Source organism: Lacihabitans lacunae, from assembly GCF_042649125.1.
GTDB classification, from domain to species: Bacteria; Bacteroidota; Bacteroidia; order Cytophagales; family Spirosomataceae; genus Leadbetterella; species Leadbetterella lacunae.
On record NZ_JBHRYQ010000001.1, the window covers coordinates 1,375,378 to 1,399,058 of the forward strand.

General features: G+C 36.2%; 18 protein-coding genes and 1 tRNA gene. 7 read left to right on the top strand and 12 right to left on the bottom strand.

Features of this window, described 5'->3' with window-relative positions; translation table 11 throughout:
* Positions 1–5: 5 nt before the first annotated feature.
* From ACFOOI_RS05965 to ACFOOI_RS06020, 12 genes are all read right to left on the bottom strand, one after another.
* Positions 6–515, bottom strand: a complete 510-nt coding sequence (locus ACFOOI_RS05965; protein WP_379836104.1) for a DUF4199 domain-containing protein — start codon at positions 513–515, stop codon at positions 6–8.
* Complete coding sequence (locus ACFOOI_RS05970) at positions 516–1,796, bottom strand: dihydroorotase (protein WP_379836106.1); 1,281 nt, start codon at positions 1,794–1,796, stop codon at positions 516–518. It abuts the gene before it with no gap.
* A gap of 111 nt (positions 1,797–1,907) precedes the next feature.
* Positions 1,908–2,291 carry a glycine cleavage system protein GcvH gene (gcvH, locus tag ACFOOI_RS05975; protein WP_379836108.1) on the bottom strand — a complete coding sequence of 128 codons (384 nt, stop codon included), beginning with the start codon at positions 2,289–2,291 and terminating at the stop codon, positions 1,908–1,910.
* Between the two features lie 172 nt (positions 2,292–2,463).
* A complete protein-coding gene (gene ccoS / locus ACFOOI_RS05980) occupies positions 2,464–2,637 on the bottom strand; it encodes a cbb3-type cytochrome oxidase assembly protein CcoS (protein ID WP_379836110.1) in 174 nt (57 codons plus the stop codon).
* 1 nt (position 2,638) lies between these two features.
* Positions 2,639–5,056 carry a heavy metal translocating P-type ATPase gene (locus tag ACFOOI_RS05985; protein WP_379836112.1) on the bottom strand — a complete coding sequence of 806 codons (2,418 nt, stop codon included), beginning with the start codon at positions 5,054–5,056 and terminating at the stop codon, positions 2,639–2,641.
* 83 nt (positions 5,057–5,139) lie between these two features.
* Positions 5,140–5,337, bottom strand: coding sequence for a hypothetical protein (locus ACFOOI_RS05990; RefSeq protein ID WP_379836114.1), 198 nt, complete (start codon positions 5,335–5,337; stop codon positions 5,140–5,142).
* Between the two features lie 3 nt (positions 5,338–5,340).
* Entirely contained in the window at positions 5,341–6,267 is a 927-nt protein-coding gene (locus ACFOOI_RS05995) for a glycosyltransferase (RefSeq protein ID WP_379836116.1), read from the bottom strand.
* Positions 6,267–8,003: a glycosyltransferase family 39 protein gene (locus tag ACFOOI_RS06000; protein WP_379836118.1), complete on the bottom strand. Its 1,737-nt coding sequence runs from the start codon at positions 8,001–8,003 to the stop codon at positions 6,267–6,269. The genes ACFOOI_RS05995 and ACFOOI_RS06000 overlap by 1 nt, the downstream gene beginning before the upstream one ends.
* Position 8,004: 1 nt before the next feature.
* Positions 8,005–8,955: a glycosyltransferase family 2 protein gene (locus tag ACFOOI_RS06005; protein WP_379836120.1), complete on the bottom strand. Its 951-nt coding sequence runs from the start codon at positions 8,953–8,955 to the stop codon at positions 8,005–8,007.
* A 39-nt stretch (positions 8,956–8,994) separates the two neighbouring features.
* Positions 8,995–11,082: an OmpA family protein gene (locus ACFOOI_RS06010; protein ID WP_379836122.1), complete on the bottom strand. Its 2,088-nt coding sequence runs from the start codon at positions 11,080–11,082 to the stop codon at positions 8,995–8,997.
* 195 nt (positions 11,083–11,277) lie between these two features.
* Positions 11,278–12,240: an electron transfer flavoprotein subunit alpha/FixB family protein gene (locus ACFOOI_RS06015; protein WP_379836124.1), complete on the bottom strand. Its 963-nt coding sequence runs from the start codon at positions 12,238–12,240 to the stop codon at positions 11,278–11,280.
* 21 nt (positions 12,241–12,261) lie between these two features.
* On the bottom strand, positions 12,262–12,996 hold the full coding sequence (locus ACFOOI_RS06020; RefSeq protein ID WP_379836126.1) for an electron transfer flavoprotein subunit beta/FixA family protein: 735 nt from the start codon (positions 12,994–12,996) through the stop codon (positions 12,262–12,264).
* A gap of 66 nt (positions 12,997–13,062) precedes the next feature.
* Here ACFOOI_RS06020 and ACFOOI_RS06025 point away from each other — a divergent pair, with 66 nt between their 5' ends.
* The 7 genes from ACFOOI_RS06025 to ACFOOI_RS06055 all read left to right on the top strand — a co-directional run bounded on the left by ACFOOI_RS06025 (position 13,063) and on the right by ACFOOI_RS06055 (position 23,660).
* Positions 13,063–13,428 (top strand): tetratricopeptide repeat protein, encoded by a 366-nt coding sequence (locus tag ACFOOI_RS06025; protein ID WP_379836128.1) that lies wholly within the window; start codon positions 13,063–13,065, stop codon positions 13,426–13,428.
* The gene (locus ACFOOI_RS06030) at positions 13,421–14,494 is read left to right on the top strand and encodes an asparaginase (protein ID WP_379836130.1); all 1,074 of its coding nucleotides are present in this window, start codon (positions 13,421–13,423) and stop codon (positions 14,492–14,494) included. The genes ACFOOI_RS06025 and ACFOOI_RS06030 overlap by 8 nt, the downstream gene beginning before the upstream one ends.
* 60 nt (positions 14,495–14,554) lie before the next feature.
* Positions 14,555–14,639: transfer RNA gene (locus ACFOOI_RS06035), tRNA-Ser, on the top strand.
* Between the two features lie 735 nt (positions 14,640–15,374).
* Positions 15,375–18,056, top strand: a complete 2,682-nt coding sequence (locus ACFOOI_RS06040) for a substrate-binding domain-containing protein (protein WP_379836132.1) — start codon at positions 15,375–15,377, stop codon at positions 18,054–18,056.
* 179 nt (positions 18,057–18,235) lie between these two features.
* A complete protein-coding gene (locus ACFOOI_RS06045; RefSeq protein ID WP_379836134.1) occupies positions 18,236–19,567 on the top strand; it encodes a sugar porter family MFS transporter in 1,332 nt (443 codons plus the stop codon).
* 3 nt (positions 19,568–19,570) lie between these two features.
* Positions 19,571–20,455 carry a carbohydrate kinase family protein gene (locus ACFOOI_RS06050; RefSeq protein ID WP_379836136.1) on the top strand — a complete coding sequence of 295 codons (885 nt, stop codon included), beginning with the start codon at positions 19,571–19,573 and terminating at the stop codon, positions 20,453–20,455.
* 67 nt (positions 20,456–20,522) lie between these two features.
* Entirely contained in the window at positions 20,523–23,660 is a 3,138-nt protein-coding gene (locus ACFOOI_RS06055) for a SusC/RagA family TonB-linked outer membrane protein (protein WP_379836138.1), read from the top strand.
* Positions 23,661–23,681: the final 21 nt, after the last annotated feature.

Sequence of the window (23,681 nt, forward strand, 5' to 3'; positions counted from 1 at the left end):
GTTAATTAGTTAGATAATTTCCGCAAAGCCATACTTAGTAAACTTATTGGCACTATAGCTATTTGTTTAAACATCAGGTCATCCAAGATAATCTGATATGGTTTTAAACTATCAAAAGACAACATTTGCTTTCTGAAGGTCTCATCGTTTAATATTTTACTGAAGGTTTCTTTCTCTTTGAGCATTAACGCCTTACCTTCTATTACCCACGTAGTAAAAGGCGTATAATCATAAAATTCAATAAATAAATAAACCAATACCCCTGAAACAAATGCTCCTATAATATTTGTCAAAAAACCAATCGAAAAGCCTTCGTAAAAGTGGATGAAACCTCCATGATTTCTTTTGAAATACCAGATAGCAGCCCAAATAAGTATAATATTGATTCCAATACTTGGCCTAGTAAAACTCAAGGGATTAAACTTGATATTGTACATGCCAATAAAAAACAAAAAACAACCAATACCGGCTAAACTTCCAAATATTAAGGAATAGATAATAATCTCTTTTTTCATTTATTTATTTTTAAAAGCTTGCTTGTTATTAAGTACACCAAGTGCTTTTCCTTTAAGTTCTTTCTCTATAAAAGGACTATTTTTACTCAAAGATACAATATCTTTTTCTTTAAAAACATAATTCAAAGTTGGGTCAAAAACCGTTAGGTTCGCTTTTTGGCCTACTTCGATGTTCGGCAAAGGCTGCCTCAATAGTTTTCTATTGCTAACCGTAAGCTTTTCTATTAAAGTCGAAAGCCCTAATTCGCTATGCGTATTAATTGCTCCAAATGCCGTTTGCAATCCGATAGCCCCAAAGTCTGCCAAATCAAACTCCAAGTTTTTCAACTCTTCATTTAGCGGGTTATGGTCCGTGCAAATAGTATCTATGGTTCCGTCTGCTAAGCCTGCTTTTAGAGCCTCTCTGTCAGAGGCGGCTCTGTATGGTGGTTTAGATTTTAGGTTAGTATCAAACCCTGCAAGGTCAGTATCTAAAAAAGCCAATTGATTGGCTGATATATCACAGCTAACTGGTAGTCCGTCTGCCTTTGCTTTTCTGATAAGCTCAACTGACTCGGCCGTAGATATCGTAGAAAAATGCAGTATTGGCGTTTCTGAGCTTAGATTTGCATATTTTAATAATTTCAAATCACGCATAATCATGATTTCTTCTGAAGCTGAAGGTATTCCTTTAAGTCCCAAAAGTGTACTTTGAAGGCCTTCATGCATTTGACCAAACATACTCAAGTATTTGTCTTCGGGCTTGGTAACCAAAAGAGTGTTTAGAGCATGCAAATATTGAAGTGATTTCAGCAAGATATCGGCATTTTGCAAAGCGTGATTGCCATCACTAAAGCCCACCGCACCATGATGATGTAGGTCCATCATGTCAGTAAAGTCATTGCCTTCACAGTTTTTGGTGATGGCCGCAAAATTATGAATCTGCAATAAATTTCGATCCGAAAAATTCTTAAAATACCCCATAGACTCCTTGGTCTGGATTACGGGATGGGTGTTAGGAAAACCAACAACCTCCGTAAAGCCACCCGCTAAAGCAGCAGACTGCATAGAATCTAAGGTTTCTAACCACTCGGTACCGGGGTCTTTTAGGTGTAAACTAAAGTCTAACCAACCAATAGAAACATGAGAATTATTAAACTCCCAAATCTCAGTTTCTGAGTCCGAATCTATATTTTCAGAAATATTTGCAATAATTCCATCCGACACCAAAATGTCCATCGTTTTGTTGTTAAACGAGGAGTGGGCACAGATAATAAGAGCTTTTTTAATTAAAATTTTCATTATTTATCCAAAAAAAAAGCCCATAAGGGCTATAAATATTATTGACTTAAAACGTAACGGTGTTTCTTAAATATTTAAAATTAAAACTTAATGACAGCGTTGTTTTCATTTTCAATGACCTATCAAAGTTTTGTATGCATCTACTGATAACAAACCGTCTAAGTCTGCGATATTAGCAACTTCCATTTTGATCATCCAACCTTCATTATACGGGTCGTTGTTAACCAATTCTGGCTCGTCTGCCAATTTGGTGTTAACTTCTAAAACTTTACCCGCTACTGGCAAAAACAAGTCAGAAACAGTTTTAACGGCTTCAACTGAACCAAAAATTTCATTTTCAGCTAGTTCTTCACCTTCTGTTTCTATTTCCACAAAAACGATATCACCTAATTCACTTTGAGCAAAATCTGTAACTCCTATCAAGGCGATATTGCCTTCCACTACTTTAATCCATTCGTGCTCTGCGGTATACTTTAGGTCTGCTGGAAAATTCATTTTTTGTCCGGTTTTTAGTTTGTATTAAAAAATATGATGCAAGTTAATGCAAATGATTTATATCTCAAAAATGGTAATGTATAAAAAACAAAAGTAAATAAGTAAAGGTGGCCACAATGCAACCACCTTTATCTGAAAGAGTATTATAACTCTACTTGATTGGAATCGCTTTTCAGCTTCTTTGATTTTTTTTTACCTTCTCAGTGGGTTCATTGTCCATTAAGATTCGGACAGCTGGCGAAAATGTATCGTCAAACTGACCGTCTTTTGTAGCCCAGAAAAACGCTACCAAAAAACTACCCGCCACAGCAATGGCCAATATTACTAATAAGATTATTACTTCCATTTTAAATCATTTTTTTTGTTTTGGCCAACAATAGCGTCAAACCAACTGCAAACAAAACCACAGACATGCTACTCAAAGGCATAAAGATAGCAGCCACCACAGGACTTAGATTTCCGGTCACAGCCCAAGATATGCCCATGATGTTATATACCACCGAAAGTAAAAAGCTAATTTTTACAATCTTAATGGCTTGTTTACTAAAATCTATGTATTTCCCGATATTCACAAATTCTTTGGCGTCTAAAATTGCATCACAAGCAGGCGAAAAAGCCTGAACGTCCTCAGTAAGAGCAATGCCAACTTGTGCTTCTCTGAGTGCTCCTGCATCATTAAGTCCATCTCCAACCATCAGCACTTTATGCCCTTCTGATTTCAGGGTTCTAACATAATCTAACTTTTGCTGTGGCTTTTGTTCAAATTTCATATTATCAGCAAAATATGGCTTTAACACAGCTTTACTTTGGTCAGAATCGCCAGTTAAAAGATGAATATTAAAACTACTTTTTAGTGTAGTCAAAAGCTGCTCCCATTTATTTCTAAACACCGCCACGAGGCTAAAATACCCCAACAATTCTCCATTTATGGCTACAAATACTTTGGTTTCTTTCGGAGAATTATCTTGAATATCTAAAAAGTCAGCACTTCCTATTTTAATGTTATTTTGATTTACAATTCCTTCTATTCCTTTACCTTTTACTTCGAAAAAATAATCAACTTCCACTTTTCCAACGCCATTTAAATGCTTTGCAATTGCTTTGCTCAAAGGGTGAACGGAGGCATTACACAATCCAAATATCATTTTCTTTTGTGAGGTACTTAAAGCTGTGCCTTTAAACAAAATCTGTTCTTTTCCACTTTCGGTCAAGGTACCCGTTTTATCAAAAACTATAGAATCAATTTCAGTTAAAAGGGGTATAACTTGTTGATTTTTAACGAAGAATTTATTTTTCCCAAAAATACTCATAGTGGTACTCATGGTAAACGGCAACGAAAGCGTAAGTGCACATGGACAAGCCACCATTAAAACTGCGGTGATGGTAGGCCACACTAAACTTGGGTCGTGTAACTGCCAATAAACACCCGCCAAAGCACTAATAGTTATGGTTACAATAGTGAAATATTTACTAAAAGCATCTGCCAATGCCGTAGTTTTTAGATTTTTCTCTTTAATAAAACTTTCGTTGTTCCACAGCTGGGTTAGGTAACTTGTAGAAACTGGCTTGATAACCTCTAAACTAATTTGTTCAGACATTTGACGCCCACCAGCATAAATCAAATCTCCTTGATGTTTTCTTACGGGCGTTGACTCTCCAGTCACAAAACTGTAATCCAACCAGGCATTTCCTGAAATCAAAATTGAGTCTGCCGGCACTAATTCTTGGTGATGCGTCACATAAGAATCTCCTTTTTTTAGGTCTTTGACATTTTTAAATGAATCGTCTTTCATTTTAACTGCCAATGGGAAATATGACTTATAATTTCTATCAAATGAAAGGTAACTAAACGTGGTTTGCTGCACCCATTTGCCCAAAAGCAAAAACAGCACTAAACCAGCAAGGCTGTCCCAGTAGCCGGCAGTGTGCGGAATAAATGTTTCGTAAGTGCTTCTTACAAAAAGAGCCACAACACCCATAGCAATGGGAATATCAACACTCAAAACGCTACTTTTATCAGATATCTTTTCTTTTATTGACCTGTAGGCACCTTTTAGGTAATCTTCAGCTCCATACAAAAACACGGGTATGGCAAGCAAAAAATTTAAATAAAGAAAAAAACGCTGATAGCCAGCATCTACTACATTTTCAAGATTTAAACTAAAATATTCGGGAAAGCTCAAAAGCATAATATTCCCAGAACAAAAACCTACGACTCCTATTTTGAGTAATAAACGATGCGTTTCTGGATCAATTTTCTTTTTCTTAGTGCTGCTGTCTAAATTGATATTTGGCTCATAGCCCAATGTGGCCAATAGCTCTACTATTTCTTTTAAATTAACTTCTTTGGGATCAAAATCTATTGCGAGTTCTTTCTTTACAAAATTTAGCCGTGAAGAATATACCCCTGACCTAATTTTATGGAAGTTTTCGAGCAGCCAAACACATGAACTACAGTGAATGGAAGGAATATGGAAAATTACTTTGGCGAGGCCTTCGTCCTCGTAATCTAGTATTTCGTTAACAACCGATTTTTCATTTAAATAATCAAACTTGCCTTTAAATGATTTTGCTTTTAGGCTAACTCCCGCATTTTGATTTAAATCATAATATCCACAAAGCTGGTTGTCTTCCAAGATTTCGAAGACCGTCAAACAGCCGTTACAGCAAAAATGCTTGTCTGAAACGACAATATCTTGCTCATTGCAGTCATTGCCACAATGGTAACATGAAACTTTGGTGTCTTGAACTATCAAATCAGACATTAACTTCGGATTTTACTAGCACAAAGTTGATTTTAAATGGAGGATATAAAAACGAAGCATATCATTAAAAAACATGATATAAGTCAGTTTTCTATTTTTGAAAGGGGAAATTTCCTCCTTATATTATTGATATGAAATTTCTTCTGTAAAGTAAAACTATCGGGATGGACTTGATCAAACAAGGTTTTCCAATCAAGAAAAATCGCTTTTTCAGAAGCGGAAAAAGTCTCTTCGTTTATTTTTTTTTGTAACAAATACGCACTAAAACTAAGCTCTTCCATATCTTAATCTATATAATCAATGAATTTTTTATAGCCCAAATATGGAATAAAACTGTTATACCTTCTTGTACTTAAAACCATAAAAAGGATAAATAGACTTATAAAAAACCCTTGAAGGAACACTATAAAAAACGCTAAAATAAGGCTGGAAGCCCAACCAGGTGTAGCTTGGTTTAATATAAATTTATAATACAAAACAATGCAGGAACCCACCACCGAAGAGAAAATCATGATACTTGCGAATATTAAAATTCGGACCGCTGTGAAATCTAAAAATACAGATATAGCACTCATGCCATGTAGAACCAAAGATGTAAAATTCATCTTAGATTTCCCTGCCAAACGCGTACCTCTATCAAGCGGAATAGAGTCAAAAACCAACCGAGAGCGGATAACGCCTCCAGGGTAATTATTCCAAATTTCTGAAACGTGAGCGAGTTTTTTAATATATGCTTTGGGTATTAAACTAAAGTTACCAAACGTAATAATATTACCAGTTAAGGTCTTGAAAACCATTTTGTAAATGGCATAAAAAAGCTTAAACAAAAACGACTCTGAACGCTTACTTCTTCTTGCAAATATAATTTTATTGGGCTCCTGCTCCGACTTTGAAATCAAATCTAAAATATGCTCGGGCTGATCTTCTCCATCAGAATCCATCACCACCGCTAGGTCATAATCTTCTTTGTCTGCCACATACGAAATACCGATAGCTATGGCCCTTTGGTGACTCAAATTGCTAATCAAATGCACCACTTCTATATCGAAATCTCTAAAATCTTCGGCAATATAGGGCAAACTTGAGCAATCATTGACCACCACAAACGAAAGCGTATGATTTTTATCTTTAAAAACCTGCATTGTCTTTTGCATGAGAAGTTTGAGGGCTTCCCAGTCATTAAATACAGGCGTAATAATTTTTATATTCATCAATATCTGAATTTTAATCCTTCCAAATCTGCGAGTAGCACTTTGTCTCCGTTTTCTTTTTTAATAAAAAACTTATTTGGTTCTGAAGGGTCAACCCTCTCTATGATTTTGGAATCTTTGGGCAAATATAAATTTAAATATTGGGCATCGGTATAAGTAACCGTATTTTTAAGACCAAAAGTAGTGGAATATACATCTCCGTTAAAAGATGGAATAAGTACCGTATCGCCTTTGGCGTATACTTTTTCTAAATTTTCTGCTATCCTTTTGTAGGGATTCTTAATTCTTTCTGGTACAAAAAAGGCGTAGTTATTTGACCGATCCTTGTAAAAATCGCCAATCACTCTCACTAAATTAGGGATTTGCAACAAAAAAACAATACTAATAAAAACAAAGGCTCTTTTATTGGCCACGAGTAATTCCGAAAGCCCAAAGGCAATTAAAATAGCCACAAACGGTGATGCCACTCCAATATATCTGTGAGTTAAACTAGTGGTATGACCGTTTTTGAAGGCATCATAAATCACAAAAAATATGGGTAAAAAGAGCATCAAAAGGCATACGAACACTAAGCTTGTTTTGATTACGGGTTCTTTGAAGTTCAGGTTTTTAATAACGTATTTAAAACCAAAATATAAGGCATAATAAAACACCGAGGTTATTAAAAACGAAAACGCCAAAGTGTTAAAATAAACCAGTAAGCTGAAAGCTAAAAACATGAAAGAGAATGCGACTTGCTTTTTGTTTTTTTCGTAAAAAATAAACGAAAAGCCCAACACTAAAGCAAAAAACAGCGAAATGAGCATGTTTTTAACTCCATTAAAATTTTGATAAATGCCGTTTGTGAGGGTATTTGAGTCCAGAAATAAGCTAATTGTTTTTTTAATGACAACTTCGGGCGAACTAAGCTGAATGGCACTCCCAAGTGGGTTGTCTTTCATTTGGGCCATGGCTAAATGCTTTTCGTTTTTATCTTTCAAAAAACTCATCGAAAGGTGACCTCCACCACTGGTAAACCACCACCACATAAGCACACAAGAAAAAACTCCGGCAGAGATAAAGCCTGTCCATAGTTTTTTGTCTTTTCTTGCAAACAAAAACACGATAGCGTGACTGAGAGGCACTAAGAAATTCAAATAGTGATTTAATAAACTTGCTCCTATTAAAGCTGCATATAAAAAAAATAAAAGCGTTTTCCGTTTTGTGCGAAAGTCAAGAAGTCTTAAAAATATATCTGTGGCTAAAATTACCAACAAGAATGAAAGTGTATAACTTCTTGCTATATGACTTTGTGCTATATTAAGCGGCTCTAAAGCCAACAGAAACACTGAGATAAGTGCGGGAACTTCGGACTTAAAGACTCTTTTGACAAGGCGGTAAACCACAAAAAGCATCAGAAGGTTAAACAAAACAGAGAGTAAACGAATGGCAAAGTCTGAATTTCCAAAAACAGTCATCCAAACATGGATTACGCCATTATAAATTATATGTGTACCAAAATCAGAATGAGCAATAGCCTCAAAGTAGTCATTTATTCCTTTTGATGTCCAGAAGTCTGCTGGCGTAAAATATGTTTTAGAGGTTATTTCCTCCTGATTGGCAGCACCTACCCAAAACCCGTTTGCGTTTAAGAGGGTGAATTTCTCATCTGTAAATGGACCTCTTTCGTCTAGTTTATACACTCTCAAAAAAGTGGCAAGTATCAGAATAATAAAAAGTACTATGCGACTGTTCATTTCACTTCCCTCCTATTTTTTTCTCAATAATATACCTTGGTCTGCCTTTTACTTCTTGGTAGATTTTCCCGACATATTCGCCTATCAAACCAATTGCAATCATATTAGAACCACTAAAAAATGCCATTGGCAGCACGATGGACGTCCAACCCGCAACGGTATGACCCAATGACTTAGAAATCAACACATAAAGACCAATAGCTACAGCTACAAAAAAGTTGATTATTCCGAACCAAAGCACAATTTTCATAGGAACAGTAGAAAACGAGGTGATGCCATTCCATGCAAAAACCACCATTTTTTTAAGTGGATATTTTGACTCGCCAGCTTCGCGTTCTAATCGTTTGTAATATACTTTTTCGGAGTGAAAACCAATGGTGGGAATTACACCACGAATAAACATATTTACCTCATTATATTTCTCAAATTCGTTTAGAACCTGATTATCTATCAATCTAAAATCAGCATGATTAAAAACAACGGGCACACCCAATTTTTGCATTATTTTATAAAATGCTTCCGCCGAAAACCTTTTGAAGAAACTATCTGCAGACCGGTCGTCTCTAACTCCATATACTACAGCAGCACCTTCTTTGTATTTGGCCACCATTCCGCCTATGGCATTTATGTCATCTTGGAGGTCAGCGTCTATGGTTACATAGCAGTCATATTCGTCTTTAAAAGAAAACAAACCTGCAAGTAAAGCATTTTGATGTCCGAAATTTTTGGATAATTTTATGCCTAATATTCGTGGATTTTTGGCAGAAAGTTCCTCTATTAAGTGCCATGTTTTATCTTTACTTCCGTCATTTACATAGCAAATTTTGCTTTCAGTACTAATCTCTCCTGCATCAGAAAGTTCCTGCAAATAGGCATTTAGTCTAGAATTGGTAAGTTGAAGAATTTCTTCTTCATTGTAGCATGGAACAACTAAAAGTAAACGAATAGGCATAAATGATTTTTATATTTCTGAAGGGATACACAAAGCTAACTACATTTTGGTTATAGTAAACTCCACTCTCCTATTTTTCTTTCGGGCTTCTTCTGATGAATTTCTGACCACGGGCTTGTATGGCCCCCACGATTTTATAGCGATTCTGTCTTTCGAGATTAGGTTATCTTTGGTTAAATAATCTTTTACGGCTAAAACTCTATTTTCAGCCAATTTAATATTCAACAACATATCACCCTGATTATCAGTGTGTCCCTCAAGAAGTATTTCCATATTTGGATTGGACATCATCAGATTTTTTATTTTCTCTAGCTCCTCAAAGGACTCATCCTTAATTTTATATTTACCTTGATCAAAAAACAAATTATTCAAAACCATTTTTTGACCCTTAATAAGCGGCATCAATTCATAAACTTTTTTAAATTCTCTGTAAACTGTTTCTTTTTTGAGATCAATGGTTTGTTTAAACTCCCCGTAGTTTTCTATGGTGGCCGTTAACATATACGACTTCCCTGCGGTAAGAATACTCTTAAATTCCTCTAGTTCTTCATCATAGGACCACACGATATTCTCTACAGAGTCTTTTGAGACTCCTGCATTTAAATTTTGTAAGGTAATTTTTGGATTAAGACCTTTACCAGAGATTTTGTCTTTGAACTGAAAATCAAACAAGGCCACCACTTGCGGCTTTATAGAAGGGAATAGTTTGACTTTAAAAATATCATCTGACCCCAAAGAGTTTTTTAAAGAACTGAAATAAGCGTATTCGCCCGAAGCTGGAATTGTAATATATCCGTCCCACTCCAATGAGTTTATTTTGGGACCCAAATTTATCGGCTGCGACCAGTTTGTCCATGAATCGTCGAGTCTTGTAGACACATAAATATCAGCATCGCCATAACCTGGATGACCATTTGAATTAAAATAAAGGGTGTAATTGTCTGCTGCCAAAAATGGTGAGCCTTCGTTTCCTGCTGAATTTATTATAGAACCTAGGTTTATTGGTTTCCCATACGTGCCGTCGCCTTTCTTTTTAGAAACATACAAGTCTTTATCTCCATAAGATTCGGTTCTTCTCAGTCCCATAACCAAAAAACTTTCGTCGGAGCTAATGGCGTATTCGGTAACTGTTTTTTTAGACTTCAGTTTTTCATCATAAACTTCTAAAGCCTGAAAATCTTCAATGACGATTTGCTTAGGAAGTTCCCATTTTTTTCCTTTCAGGGTAGACTTTGACAATCCTGCTACGTATTTACCATTTGGCAAATACACATTTAAAACATAGAGACTTTTTCCATCAGCAGAAATAGTAGCTGCGGCATTGTTTGAAGCATTATTGATGGGTTCTCCAATATTTTCTGCGGGTTCCCAAAATCCAGACTTACTTAATTTAGAAAACCACACATCTTGAGCTATCTCATTGGTTTTATCGTTTTTTGAGCCCCTTTCTTTTATATTATCAGGATGATTAAGTCGAGTGAAATACAAAAACTTACCATCAGGAGAGACGATAGGTGCTACTTCGCCAAATTTAGAATTGATGTTTGGCCCTAAGTTTTCTTTCTCTAAATCAGCAGGAATATTTTCGGCCAAATTTATTTTGGCTACAAATGGGGAATTTGAATTTGAAATTCCGATGGCATCATATTCTTTAATGCCTTTATTGAGCGAATGTACAATTAACAGCTTTACCGCCACAATTTCCTCTGAGGTTTCGGGTATCATTACATTCCAAAGTCTACCACTCAAACGCGGAATCCCTTCGGTGTTTTCGTATAAGAGAATCTCTTGGTTAGATTTTGTATAACCAAATATACGACCAATAGCCCCAGGTGTAACGGTTTCACCAATAACTACTTGCTTAACTTTTAAGGGTTTTTCGAATCCAACTTTTATGTAATCTTCCCCAAAACTTGAACCTGTTGGCCTCCATGAGCAGGGCGATGAAATGGTTTGAGGAAGCACATTCGGCTTTCCTAAAATTTGAACCGCACGGTGTTTGGGTGAATATATTTCGTCTACAGTTTCAGATGACTTCTCAAGTATTTTACTTGCCCATATTACTTCTTGAGCAGAAGCCAAGTGGGCGAACAGCAAATAAACACATACTCGAATTATTATCTTCATTTTTACTTAAAACAACTTTCTGGTAGTAGACTGCAATATAACTAATTAGGATTTTATACTTTTAGTGAAAGTATAAAAATGCACATTAATTTTATTTATCAAAACGAACAATACAGATAAAATCTTATTAAATGATTTAAAAATCCACAAAAAAACCTCCACAAAGGAGGTTTTTTTATGCTATTTCGAATTCATTTACATTGCTTTTACAGCAGCCGTAAGTTTCGGTAATACGTCAAATACGTCACCCACAATTCCATAATCTGCGGCTTTAAAGAAAGGTGCTTCTGGGTCTTTGTTTATCACCACGATAACTTTAGATGAGTTAACACCAGCCAAATGCTGAATAGCACCCGATATACCACAAGCGATATAAAGATTTGGGGCCACTTTTACGCCAGTTTGACCCACGTGCTCGTGGTGAGGTCTCCAGTCAAGATCCGATACTGGCTTAGAACATGCAGTAGCAGCTCCAAGAGCCTCCGCTAGGTCTAATAATGGCTGCCAGCTGTCAGGGCCTTTCATTCCTCTTCCGCCCGAAACCACAAGGTCAGCTTCAGGAAGCGAAACCGCTCCACTCGCTTTGATAGTTTCGGTCACTTTAGAACTCGCCAAAGCCGAAGCCACGTCTGCACTAAATGACTCTACGCCACAAGGAGCTCCGTTTTCTTCTGGAGTAACCACGTTTTTCTTTATTGCTAAAAACTTAATATCACTTGAAATGGTGGTTTGAGCGAAAGCTTTTCCCGTAAAAATACTTCTCTTTACGCTAAAACCTGCCGATGTGTCTGGCAACTCAACTACGTTACTTACTAGTCCAGCTTTTAGTGCTCCTGCCGCACGTGCTGTAACTGCATCCCCCAAAGAAGATTTAGCCGAAACCACTACTGTTGCACCTGAGGCTTTTACGGCTGCTACTACCAATTGGCCATACGCCATAATGTTTTGCTGGCCAAGGTCTGCTCCACTTGCATGAAGTACCGAAGTAGCTCCAAATGTACCTGCAGTGGCTAATGCATCAGCTGTAGCCTCGCCGATTGCCAATACTTTAGCATCAACTCCAAGTTGCTTTGCCACCTGAGCACCATAATAAATAGCCTCGATGGATGTTTTCTTATATTGTCCTTCAGACAATTCTGTATATATTAAAACTGACATTTTTTTAAGATTTTTAAGGTTTTACAATACTTTCGCTTCTGTTTGTAGCAATTTAATTAAGCTACCGGCATCATCGGCATCAATCATTTTACAAGCACCTTTCGCTGGTGGCAACTCGTAGTTGGCTACCGAAGTAAGAATTTCTCCAGAAGCTGGAATAACACTTAAAGGTTTTGTTCGGGCTGACATGATACCACGCATGTTTGGAATTTTCCATTCGGCGATAGGCTCTTGACATCCAAAAACCGCAGGGAGCGTAGTTTCTATTTTTTCTTTCCCACCTTCTATTTCTCTCGACATTTTAACAGCCGAACCGTCAACGGTTAGTTCCATAACTGGTGAAAACGAAGGTAAACCCAACATTTCTCCCACCATGCCATGCACTACTCCTGAGTTATAGTCGGTAGTTTCTCTCCCCATTAATATCAGGTCAAAACCTTTATCTTTCGCATAATTGGCTATTTCTGAAGCCACAAAATATGAATCTGTAGGCTCTGCATCTATTCTTACGGCATCGTCAGCACCTATTGCTAGTGCTTTTCTTATTTGTGGTTCAGCATCAGCTCCTCCTACGTTCAAAACCGTAACAGTGCCACCATTGGCTTCTTTAAGTTCAACAGCTCTGGCAAGTGCGTAATCATCGTATGGTCCGATAATATACTGAACGCCTGCTTTGTTAAACACGGTATTGTCTGCTTCGAAAGATACTTTAGATGTGGTGTCTGGTACACTTGATATACAAACTAGTATTTTCATAAACGAATTAAATTAATATGATTACTTTTGATTTCTTTAACGCTTTTTAAAGCAATATTGTTATGCATGCATAACAATTACAAATGTAGAAACTACCAGTTTAGTATGCAAGCAGAGAGAATAAAATTTTTAATAGAAGAAATAGCACAGAACCCAGAAGACCCATTTAATCACTATGCACTGGGTTTAGAATATCAAAAAACAAAACCGCAAGAAGCCAAAGAACTTTTCGAAAAAGTTTTGCACGCATTTCCTGATTATTTGCCCGTTTATTACACAGCCGCTAATCATTTTTTTTCTTTGAATGAAAATGAAAAAGCCGATCAAACTTTTAAGAAAGGAATAGCTTTGGCAATCAAGCAAAATAACCAAAAAGCAGAAAGAGAGCTAAAAGGCTCGTATACATTATTTTTAGACGAAATCGATGACTAAGTATCCCATTCTAAATATAAATGCTGCTGAAACCAATGCGGCTAAAGTACTTATTATTTACACCGGCGGAACCTTGGGGATGGTCTTTGACCATAAAATTGGCAGTTTGGTACCTTTCAAATTTGAACAAATACTAAATGACCTTCCTGAGTTAAAACGCCTTGGCTTGAATCTTTCATTTTTGGCATTACCAGAACCTATCGATTCTTCAAATGTGTCTCCTGAGGTTTGGACCGAGCTAACCAACATAATTGAAAATTACTATAACGACTACCAAGGTTTTGTAATCTTACACGGTACAGACACAATGGCCTACACGGCGTCGGCATTGAGTTTTATGATCCAAAACCTCACGAAATCTATCGTGATTACGGGTGCACAATTGCCAATCGGAATACCCAGAACAGATGCTCGTGAAAATCTGATTACATCAATTGAAATCGCGGGATTCCAAGAGAATGGAGTAAGTAAAGTACCCGAAGTTTGTATTTATTTTAATGGGAAACTACTAAGAGGAAACCGTTCAAAAAAGCACGAAAGCAGTCAGTTTGATGCATTTGAATCAGAAAACTACCCCTACCTAGGAAACATTGGAGTTTTAGCGGAATTTAATTCAACGGCGATATTAAAGATAAAAGAAAATACAAGTCCTGTTTTTTACAAAAAACTAAATGCTTCAGTTGGGATTTTAAAACTATTCCCTGGCATAAACGAAGCATCCGTTAAGCATTTTTTATCTCAAAAAGGCCTAAAAGGAGTTGTTTTGGAAACATACGGTGCAGGAAATGCTCCATCAACCGACTGGTTTGTTTCGTTAATAGAGGAAGCTATAAAATCTGGAAAAGCGATCCTCAACGTATCGCAATGTGTGGGAGGAAAAGTCTTGATGGGAAAATATGAAACGAGCCGAAAACTAGCCGATATGGGCGTGATTTCAGGAAGCGATATGTCTACCGAAGCGGCGATAACCAAATTGATGTGGGTTTTAGAAAAAACTCAAAACCATGAAGAAATAAAGCAGTTATTAGAATCAAATATCTCAGGAGAATTAAGCTCTGACAATTAAACTTGAGTCACAGTATTAAATTAACCAAAAAGAATAGATATTTGCATCCCGAAAAGATACAGAGAGGTGTCCGAGTGGTTTAAGGAGCACGCTTGGAAAGCGTGTGTGTCGCAAGGCACCGAGGGTTCGAATCCCTTCCTCTCTGCAAAAAGGCTTCATATTTAAGTTTTTTTTTAGAACAAAGTCTGTTATTTCTATTTTATGATTGCCCCTAGGTAAAAGTAGAGGCCAATTATCATACCATTTTCCGAATACTTTTAAATCTCTTTTTTATTTATTTTAAAACTCTGTAATCCGGCAGTTTAAGACCTTACTGTCAAATAGGATTTTAAAATACTTTCTTCATCTTATAAGATTAAAATTTCATGTATCAATCTTTGGTCAAGTACATTTAAATTTAATGTTGAGTAAAGTCCCCCCCCTTCCCCCACAACCCCCACAACCCATTACATATAAAATTCAAAATCTAAGTATATAGTTATTAATGTTTAACTGTGAAACCTCTACTTGCAATACGTATTTGAAATAGTAAAATCAAGTAACTACTTTGTCATAATTTCATTAGAACAATAAGGACTAACTTATAGAAAAAATATACCTAGGAGGGGTCAACGTTGATTATGCTTTTGTTTTTATTCGGTTGCTAAAACTCCTCTATCCAGTTACGGAAACGCCAAGGAAATGTAATTCAAAGCCTCCGGCTTCAATATTTTAACATTTTCAGATTTAATTACTTATTAATATAACTTTGTGTCCAAGCTTACTAAATCTCTCTTGAAATACTCGGAATTGTATCAAATCCAAAACATATTGTTCGAAACTGAAAACTTTGGGTTGTAGAATATTATTAACTTTGGAGATATGTAAACGTAGACTTAGAATGAGGTTAAGTAGAATTTTTATTTGTGTCTTTGTCTTTTTGCTTTCTTGCACGGAGGGTAAAAAGCATCGAAAAAAAATCGGATTTTCACAAAATACTACAAAAGATAGTTGGCGAAAAAGTCAAGGTGAAGCAATGCAGCGTGAGCTGATGTTTCACCCTGAATTAGATTTTGAATTGCGTGATGCTGACGGCAGCATTGAAAAACAAAACAGAGATATTCAGCATTTTTTAGATCAAAAAGTTGACTTACTGATAGTATCTCCAATGGTTTTTGAAGCCAATACCGCCATAATTTCGAAAGTTTATGATGCTGACATTCCTGTTGTAATTTTGGATCGCAAAACATCCTCTGATAAGTATACGGCATTTGTTGGAGCCGAAAATTATCTTGTTGGTCAAAACGCGGGAGAATACACGCATTTGATACTTAAAAATGGAGGAAAAGTTACTGATTTAATCGCTGGACCAGAAAGTTCTCCCTCTATCGGTCGTCATAAGGGCTTTATTGAATCATGTCAGAAATATGCTAATCTAGATATATTAACTCCCATTATATCTGGCGATTATGACAGTCTTTACTTAAAGTCCGAGATTCAAAAAATCCCCCAAATAGACCTTATTTTTGCACACAATGATCGTTTGGCTTATACTGCCTACAAAGTTTGTAAATCTCTCAAACGCTCTACCAAAATCATAGGTGTAGACGGCTTATTTGGTCCTAACGAAGGAATTGAAATGGTTGAAAAAGGTATATTAGCTGCCACGATTTTGTATCCAACAGGCGGTGAAGAGGCCATTCGAATTGCTGCTAATATTCTAAATGGACGGACATATAATAAAGAGAATCAACTTTTTACTACGGTCATAAATCCTGAAAATGTGCGGATTATGAAACAGCAATCGCACAAAATAGAGGAACAACAGCAAAATATTGTAAGGCAATCGGATAAACTTAATAGTTTGAATAAAACCTATTCCTCACAAAAAAACACATTGTACACCACTGTTTTTTTACTCACACTTGTGATCTCTTTTGGTAGCGTTCTACTATTTCTATTTAGAGAAAAGCAACGTTCGAATAAAGTTTTGGCAGATCAAAATCTGGCCATAAAAGAACAAAAAATAGAAATCGAAAGAGTATCAACTCAGGCATTACAAGCAACAGAAGAAAAACTCAGATTCTACTCATATATTTCTCATGAATTTAAAACTCCCCTAAGTTTAATTTTAACCCCTACCGAGGATTTAATTCACAGAAACGTATTTGATAAAACTGAAGTTAAAAACACCTTAAATTTAATACAAAAAAATACCTATCGTCTATTACGATTGGTTGACCAACTATTAGATTTAAGAAAACTCGATGCGGGAAAAATGACATTGAGAACTGAATCATGCGATTTGGTACTTTTTCTGAAAGACATTATCCAAGATTTTTCGCCAACTGCTCACAAGAGAAATATTGATTTGCAATTTATTTGCCCATTCGCTGAAATAATCATGGAATTTGACCCCGAAAAACTAGACAAAGTGTTTTTCAATTTGATATCAAACGCCTTCAAATATACACCCAATGATGGCAGAATTCATATTTCTTTGCTCAAAAACATGGATTTTGTTGAAATCGTATTTTCTGATAATGGTTTTGGAATGAACCAACAAGACCGCGACCACGCTTTTGACCTTTTTTACCGTGGTAAGCAAAATGTTTCTTTAGGAACAGGATTGGGGCTTGCACTATCACACGAATTTGTGACACTTCATGAAGGCGAAATTGGTGTAGAATCTACAGAAAATAAAGGCACTACTTTCCGGGTCAAATTACCTCTGAAAGTTGATTTAACTTCTGAATTAAAAGAAAATCAAATTCATACTCCACATTTTGTAGAAGAAGATATTGTAGTAAAAAAAGAAGAGGAAAACGCTACTCTGGAGTTTGAAAATAGTATTGTTATAATAGAAGATAACGTAGAGCTATTAACATTTCTAAAAAATCGACTTTCAACCAAATACCAGGTTTTTGGAGAAGAATCTGCAGAAAAAGGATGGGAAACAATTTTAAAGAATATTCCTGACATAGTAGTGAGCGATGTAATGCTACCAGGTAATGATGGATTTTGGCTAACTAATCGATTAAAATCAGATTTCCGGACCTCACATATTCCGATAATTTTACTTACGGCAAAGGGCCAAATTGAAAGTCAAATTGAAGGGGCAAAAGCAGGTGCAGATGCCTACATTGCCAAACCTTTCAATCAACAGCTTTTAGAAGAAAAAATTAATGGGATGATTGAAAACAACCGTCGGATGAGACTTCGGTTTTCTAATGAAATCACCGATCCGCACGACGTTGAAAAAGTAGAAAGAAAGTTTTTACTAGATTTTGAATTGTTGATAGAAAAAGGTTTAAAAAACAGTACACTCTCAGTCGAAAACTTAAGCCAAGAAATGGGAATGTCTCGGGTGCAGCTTTATCGTAAAATTACTGCATTGACCGATAAAAATGTGAATGATTATATATCAGAATATAAGATAAAAAAATCAAAACAATTGCTTCAAGACCCTACGAAAAACATTAGCGAAATCGCCTATGAATTAGGCTTTAACAACCCTGGCTACTTTACTACATTTTTTAAACAAAGAACCAAACAGACGCCTTCAGAATGGAGAAATTCTTAAGGTATCAAATCTATAATAATTGTAACAAATTTTATAATAAATAAACATTACTCTTCATAACACACTAAAAAACAATCACTTAACTTTTGTAACAATTTTAAACTTCTTTGAATGAAAATTAAAAGTTAGTCCTTTAGATATATCTCACCTTTGTTGAGTAAAATCATAACAAAGGTACTATGAATCAAAACTTTAAAATTTTCTTTTGGTCGCTTTCAGCAGCATTGGGAGGCTTTCTATTTGGCTTCGACACTGCTGTAATATCAGGAGCAGAACAACACCTGCAAGAACTTTGGAATTCTTCGGCCTTTGAGCATGGACTTACTGTTTCAATAGCTCTTATTGGAACTGTTTTTGGAGCACTGTTTGGAGGCATCCCTGTAGATAAATATGGAAGACGTGCAAGCTTATATCTAGTAGGTTTACTTTATTTAATTTCTTCAATTGGATCTGCATATGCATTTGATTGGTCAACATTCTTGATTTTTAGATTTTTGGGTGGCCTGGGTGTAGGTATATCGTCTGTGGTGGCTCCCATGTATATATCTGAAATAGCCCCACCTTCCAAACGAGGCAAACTGGTAGCTCTTTTTCAATTCAATGTTGTATTGGGGATTTTGATTTCCTATATCTCGAATTACTTTTTACAAGATATTGGCGAAAATGCTTGGCGTTGGATGCTTGGCATAGAAGCAATTCCGGCCGTATTATTTTTACTTACAATTTTGGGCATCCCTGAAAGCCCTCGTTGGCTTATTTTGAATAAAGGCGAAATCGAATCTGCAAAGGCTATTTTATCCATAATAGATCCTTCAAATGTGAATCAAGTTTTAGATGATATTTTGAAAAGTAAATTAGCTAACCAAAGCAGTAGTAGCTTCACCTACTTGTTTAGACCGATCTACAAAAAGCCTGTAAAACTTGCCGTACTATTTGCCCTTTTTAATCAACTTTCGGGTATAAATGCCATTATTTATTATGCACCTAGAGTATTTGAAATGGCAGGCTTAGGCAAAGAATCTGCATTGCTTTCATCAGCCGGAATTGGTTTAGTGAATCTTATTTTCACACTTTTAGGCTTAACATTAATAGATAAATTTGGTAGAAAGTTTTTAATGAAAATTGGTTCTTTTGGCCTAATTGCCTCCCTTGGCTTAGTCGCATATGCATTTTATAGCGATTCCCTTGGAGGCATAAATGTTCCTTTCTACCTGTTTATATACATAGCGTTTTTCGCAATGTCACAAGGTGCGGTTATATGGGTATTTATTTCAGAAATTTTCCCTAATGAAATCAGAGCTTATGGGCAATCACTTGGCAGTTTTACACATTGGATAGCTGCGGCAATAATCTCATTTATTTTTCCTTTCATCGCCCAGACTTTTGGTGGCGGAAACACTTTCTTATTTTTCACTTCAATGATGGTTCTTCAGCTTGTTTTTGTACTCAAAATGATGCCTGAAACAAAAGGGACTTCCTTAGAAAATGCGAACGAAAAAACTAATGCTTAATATATGAAACAGTACAAAATGATATGTTTTGGAGAAGTATTGTGGGATATGCTCCCTACAGGTAAAATGCCTGGAGGAGCACCTATGAATGTAGGTTTTCACCTCAATAAATTCGATTTCCAAACTTCAATAATCAGCAGAATTGGAACTGATGACCTTGGCAACGAAATACTGAGTTTTATGAATAAATCAGGCTTAAACACTGAATTTGTTCAAAGGGGACAAACGCATCTTACAGGTGTTGTAAAAGTAAATTTAGATGATAGTAATGAAGTGTCTTATAAGATTGTACAACCAGTGGCGTGGGATTATATAAAGGTGGACCCTAAAGTCCTAGATTCAGTTAAAAAGTGTGACGCTTTTGTTTTTGGAACTTTAGCTGCTAGGTCAGAAGAAACATTGCATACGCTTAAGGAATACCTTAAAATAGCTCCTTTCAAAGTACTGGATGTAAACCTTAGACCACCCTACTACAACCAAGAAACACTTAGCTATTTATTAGACAAAGCGGATGTTGTAAAAATGAACCATCACGAATTAGAAGAAATTTCAGCATGGTATTTTGAAGCAACTAGTACGAATCAAAGAATAGAAATGCTATCCAAAACTTTCGATATCCCTACTATATGCGTCACACTTGGAGCCGATGGAGCTCTACTTTTTACTAAAGGCAAATTTACTCAATGCAGCGGAATACCTGTAGAAGTAGTTGACACAATTGGAAGCGGAGATTCTTTTTTAGCTGCTCTAATAAAAGGCTTAATTCAAAAACAAGACGAGACTGAGTGCTTAAATTTTGCTTGTGCCACGGGTGCATACGTAGCCACTCAAAAGGGAGCTACGCCCATAATTTCTGAAACCCAAATAAAAGCTTGGGCTAAACCTTAAACTTGGATTTCATATTCTAAACCATATTTTTCTAATATTATTTTTTAAACCAAAACAAATACTTTCTATGAAGAATTATTTATTTTTATTTCTAGCACAGCTATTTTCAATGCAGGTTGCATTGGCCCAAACCGCAGTTTCGGGCACGGTGCTGGGAGTCGACAACAACGAACCGCTTATTGGTGCGAGTGTTCTAGCAAAAGGAACACAGATTGGAACAACTACAGATGTAGATGGGCATTTTAGCTTTTCTGTACCAGCCAAAACTACCACCTTGATTTTTTCTTTTGTAGGATATACATCAAAAGAGGTAGAAATTAATGGAAAAACAAACTTTACAGTTTCGTTAGAAGCTGGCGAAGCTCTAAGCGAAGTTGTGGTGATTGGGTATACCTCTCAGCGAAAAGAAGACCTTACAGGGTCAGTAGCTGTAGTAGAAATGAAACCTATTAAAAACAACAGCTCAGGTAATGTTATGCAGGCCATGCAAGGTAGAGTACCTGGTCTATATATCGAAAAAGATGGATCTCCCAATGGCTCGAACTCTAGAATTTTAATCAGGGGAGCCAATACTTTAGGAAACAATGACCCGCTTTATATAATTGATGGTATTCCTACTACCAGACCAGAGGTATTCCAAAACATGAACCCCGCTAACATAGCATCCGTACAAGTATTAAAAGATGCATCGGCTGTTTCAATTTATGGTTCAAGAGCCTCTAACGGGGTAATAATTGTAACCACTAAAAACGGTGGCGATACAAACGGAAAAGTTGCTTTTCAGTTTAATAGCAGCATAGCGGCACAAACTGAAAAATCTATGCGATTTACAATGTTAAACGCTGTTGATAGAGGAAAAGCACTTTGGCAAGCATCTGTAAATGACGGCCAAGATCCAGCAGCAGGTTATGGTGATATATATAACTTTAATTGGAACAATGACTTTACCAATCCTGTTTTGACTGGTGTTACTTTAAAACCATTTGTTGGAGGTGACCCCAATACTCCCGTTGGAGATACAGACTGGCAATCGGTTTTATTCAAAACTGGTATTATTACTCAAAACGATTTGACCGCTTCTTATGGTAATAAAAATTCTTCAGTAGAGATTAATTTTGGTCACCTTAAAAATACGGGGATGCTTCGTTACACAGGATACGAGAGACTAAGTGGAAGCATCAATGCTCTTACGAGAGCCTTTAATGACAAGGTGAGATTTGGAACAAACCTTAGAGTAGCTAACTCAAATGAAACGCTTACAGCAAGAGATTTGGGTGGAGCTTCTACGACATTCTTGGCCGTCACTTTGGCACCTACCATTCCAGTTTATCAAGCAGACGGTGTTTCATTTGCCGGTGCCTCGGGTGGTGGATATTCTGATAGAAATAACCCGCTTCACATGCAGAATATTGCTAGATGGAACAATGCCAATCGATTAAGTGCATTTGGAAATGCCTTTTTAGAAATTCAGCCAATTAAAAATTTGTTTTTCAAATCAAATATTGGTGCTGACAATGCTACTTATCTAAATAAAATTATCACACCGACTTTCTCAGAAGGTGCTTTTAATAGAACTACAAATAGTCTTTCTTTTGATCAAAACAAATACCTAAGTACCACTTGGTCTAATACATTAAGATATGACTGGACGCTTGATACCAAAAACAATTTGAAATTTTTGGTAGGAACTGAATTTATCAAAACGGACTTTGATTTTCAGTTTACTAAAAAAGAAGGATATGCACTTCAAACAGAAGAGTATTTTACTTTAAATGCAGGTACTGGAAATACAACAGTAACTGGTGGATCTAATGGAAATAGACTTTTCTCACAATTTACAAGAATTGACTATAACCATGGGGATAAATATTTAGCTGCCGTTACATTACGTAGAGATGGTTCTTCAAGATTTGGTCAAGATAACCGCTATGGTATTTTTCCAGCAGTATCATTGGGTTGGAGACTTGACAATGAAAACTTTATGCAAAATGCCTCAATTTTTGACGAGTTAAAATTAAGAGCAGGTATTGGAAGAGTAGGAAATCAACAGATTGGTGATTTGGCTAGATTTGGTTTATTTGATACACGTTATGGCACCACTCAAGCACAATTGGTAGGTGGTTTCTGGGAGCAATACATGAACATTGGTACTGCCTATTCGCTTTCGGGAGCAAACACGGGTACACTTCCTTCAGGTTTTGTACAAACACAAGCTGCTAACTCAGGCCTGAAATGGGAGACTACAGATGAGATTAATGTCGGGATTGACGTAGCACTTTTAAACAATAAAGTATTCGGATCATTTGATTATTTTACGCGTAAAACCTCTGGAATCTTAATTACTCCACCAGTAGCAGCTACATTAGGCGAGGGTCAAACAAAAGCAGTAAACGGTGCGTCTAAATCAAATAAAGGATGGGAGTTTATTGCTGGATATAGAGGCAATTCAGATATTGGATTGAAATACAATATCACTGCGAATATTACACATTTCAGAGATAAAATCACAGAACTTCCTGAAAATGTGCGTCCTGCTTATGCTGGTAATATAGACAATACAATTATTGGTCATTCACAATTCGACATATTTGGATACAAAACGGATGGGCTGTTTCAATCCCAAGCTGAAGTAGATGCAGCTCCTACGCAAATTGGTGCAGGCCCGGGTAGAATCAAATATGTTGATTTAAATAACGACGGCGTTATCAATTCTTTAGATCAAGATTGGATAGGCACTACTTTACCAGCTGCTGAATATGGTTTAAGAGTGGACTTGACTTACAAAAAATTCGATTTTAGTGTATTCGGAGCCGGAGTTGTTGGACGTGAAGGTTTTGATGTTTATACGGTATTTAACAAGTTAATGAAAGGACGCGAAAATGTTGGCCCTGGCGTATTTGATGCTTGGACTCCTCAAAATACTGGAACTAGCGTTCCTGCACTTACACTTAAAGATAACAACGGAGAAGGACGTACTTCTGATTATTTCATAGTGAATACTTCTTATTTCAAATTAAGAAATACACAATTAGGATATAACATTACGCCTAAATCAGTATTTACAAATCTTAGAGTTTATGGAATGGCTGATAACTTATTTTGGATTAAAAGCAAAAGCTATCTAAGCCCAGATCCAGAGCGTATTGACTTAGACCCTGTTCCAATTCCTAAGACCTTTACTTTTGGAATTAATGCATCATTTTAAATCTTAAATTTTAGAAATCAA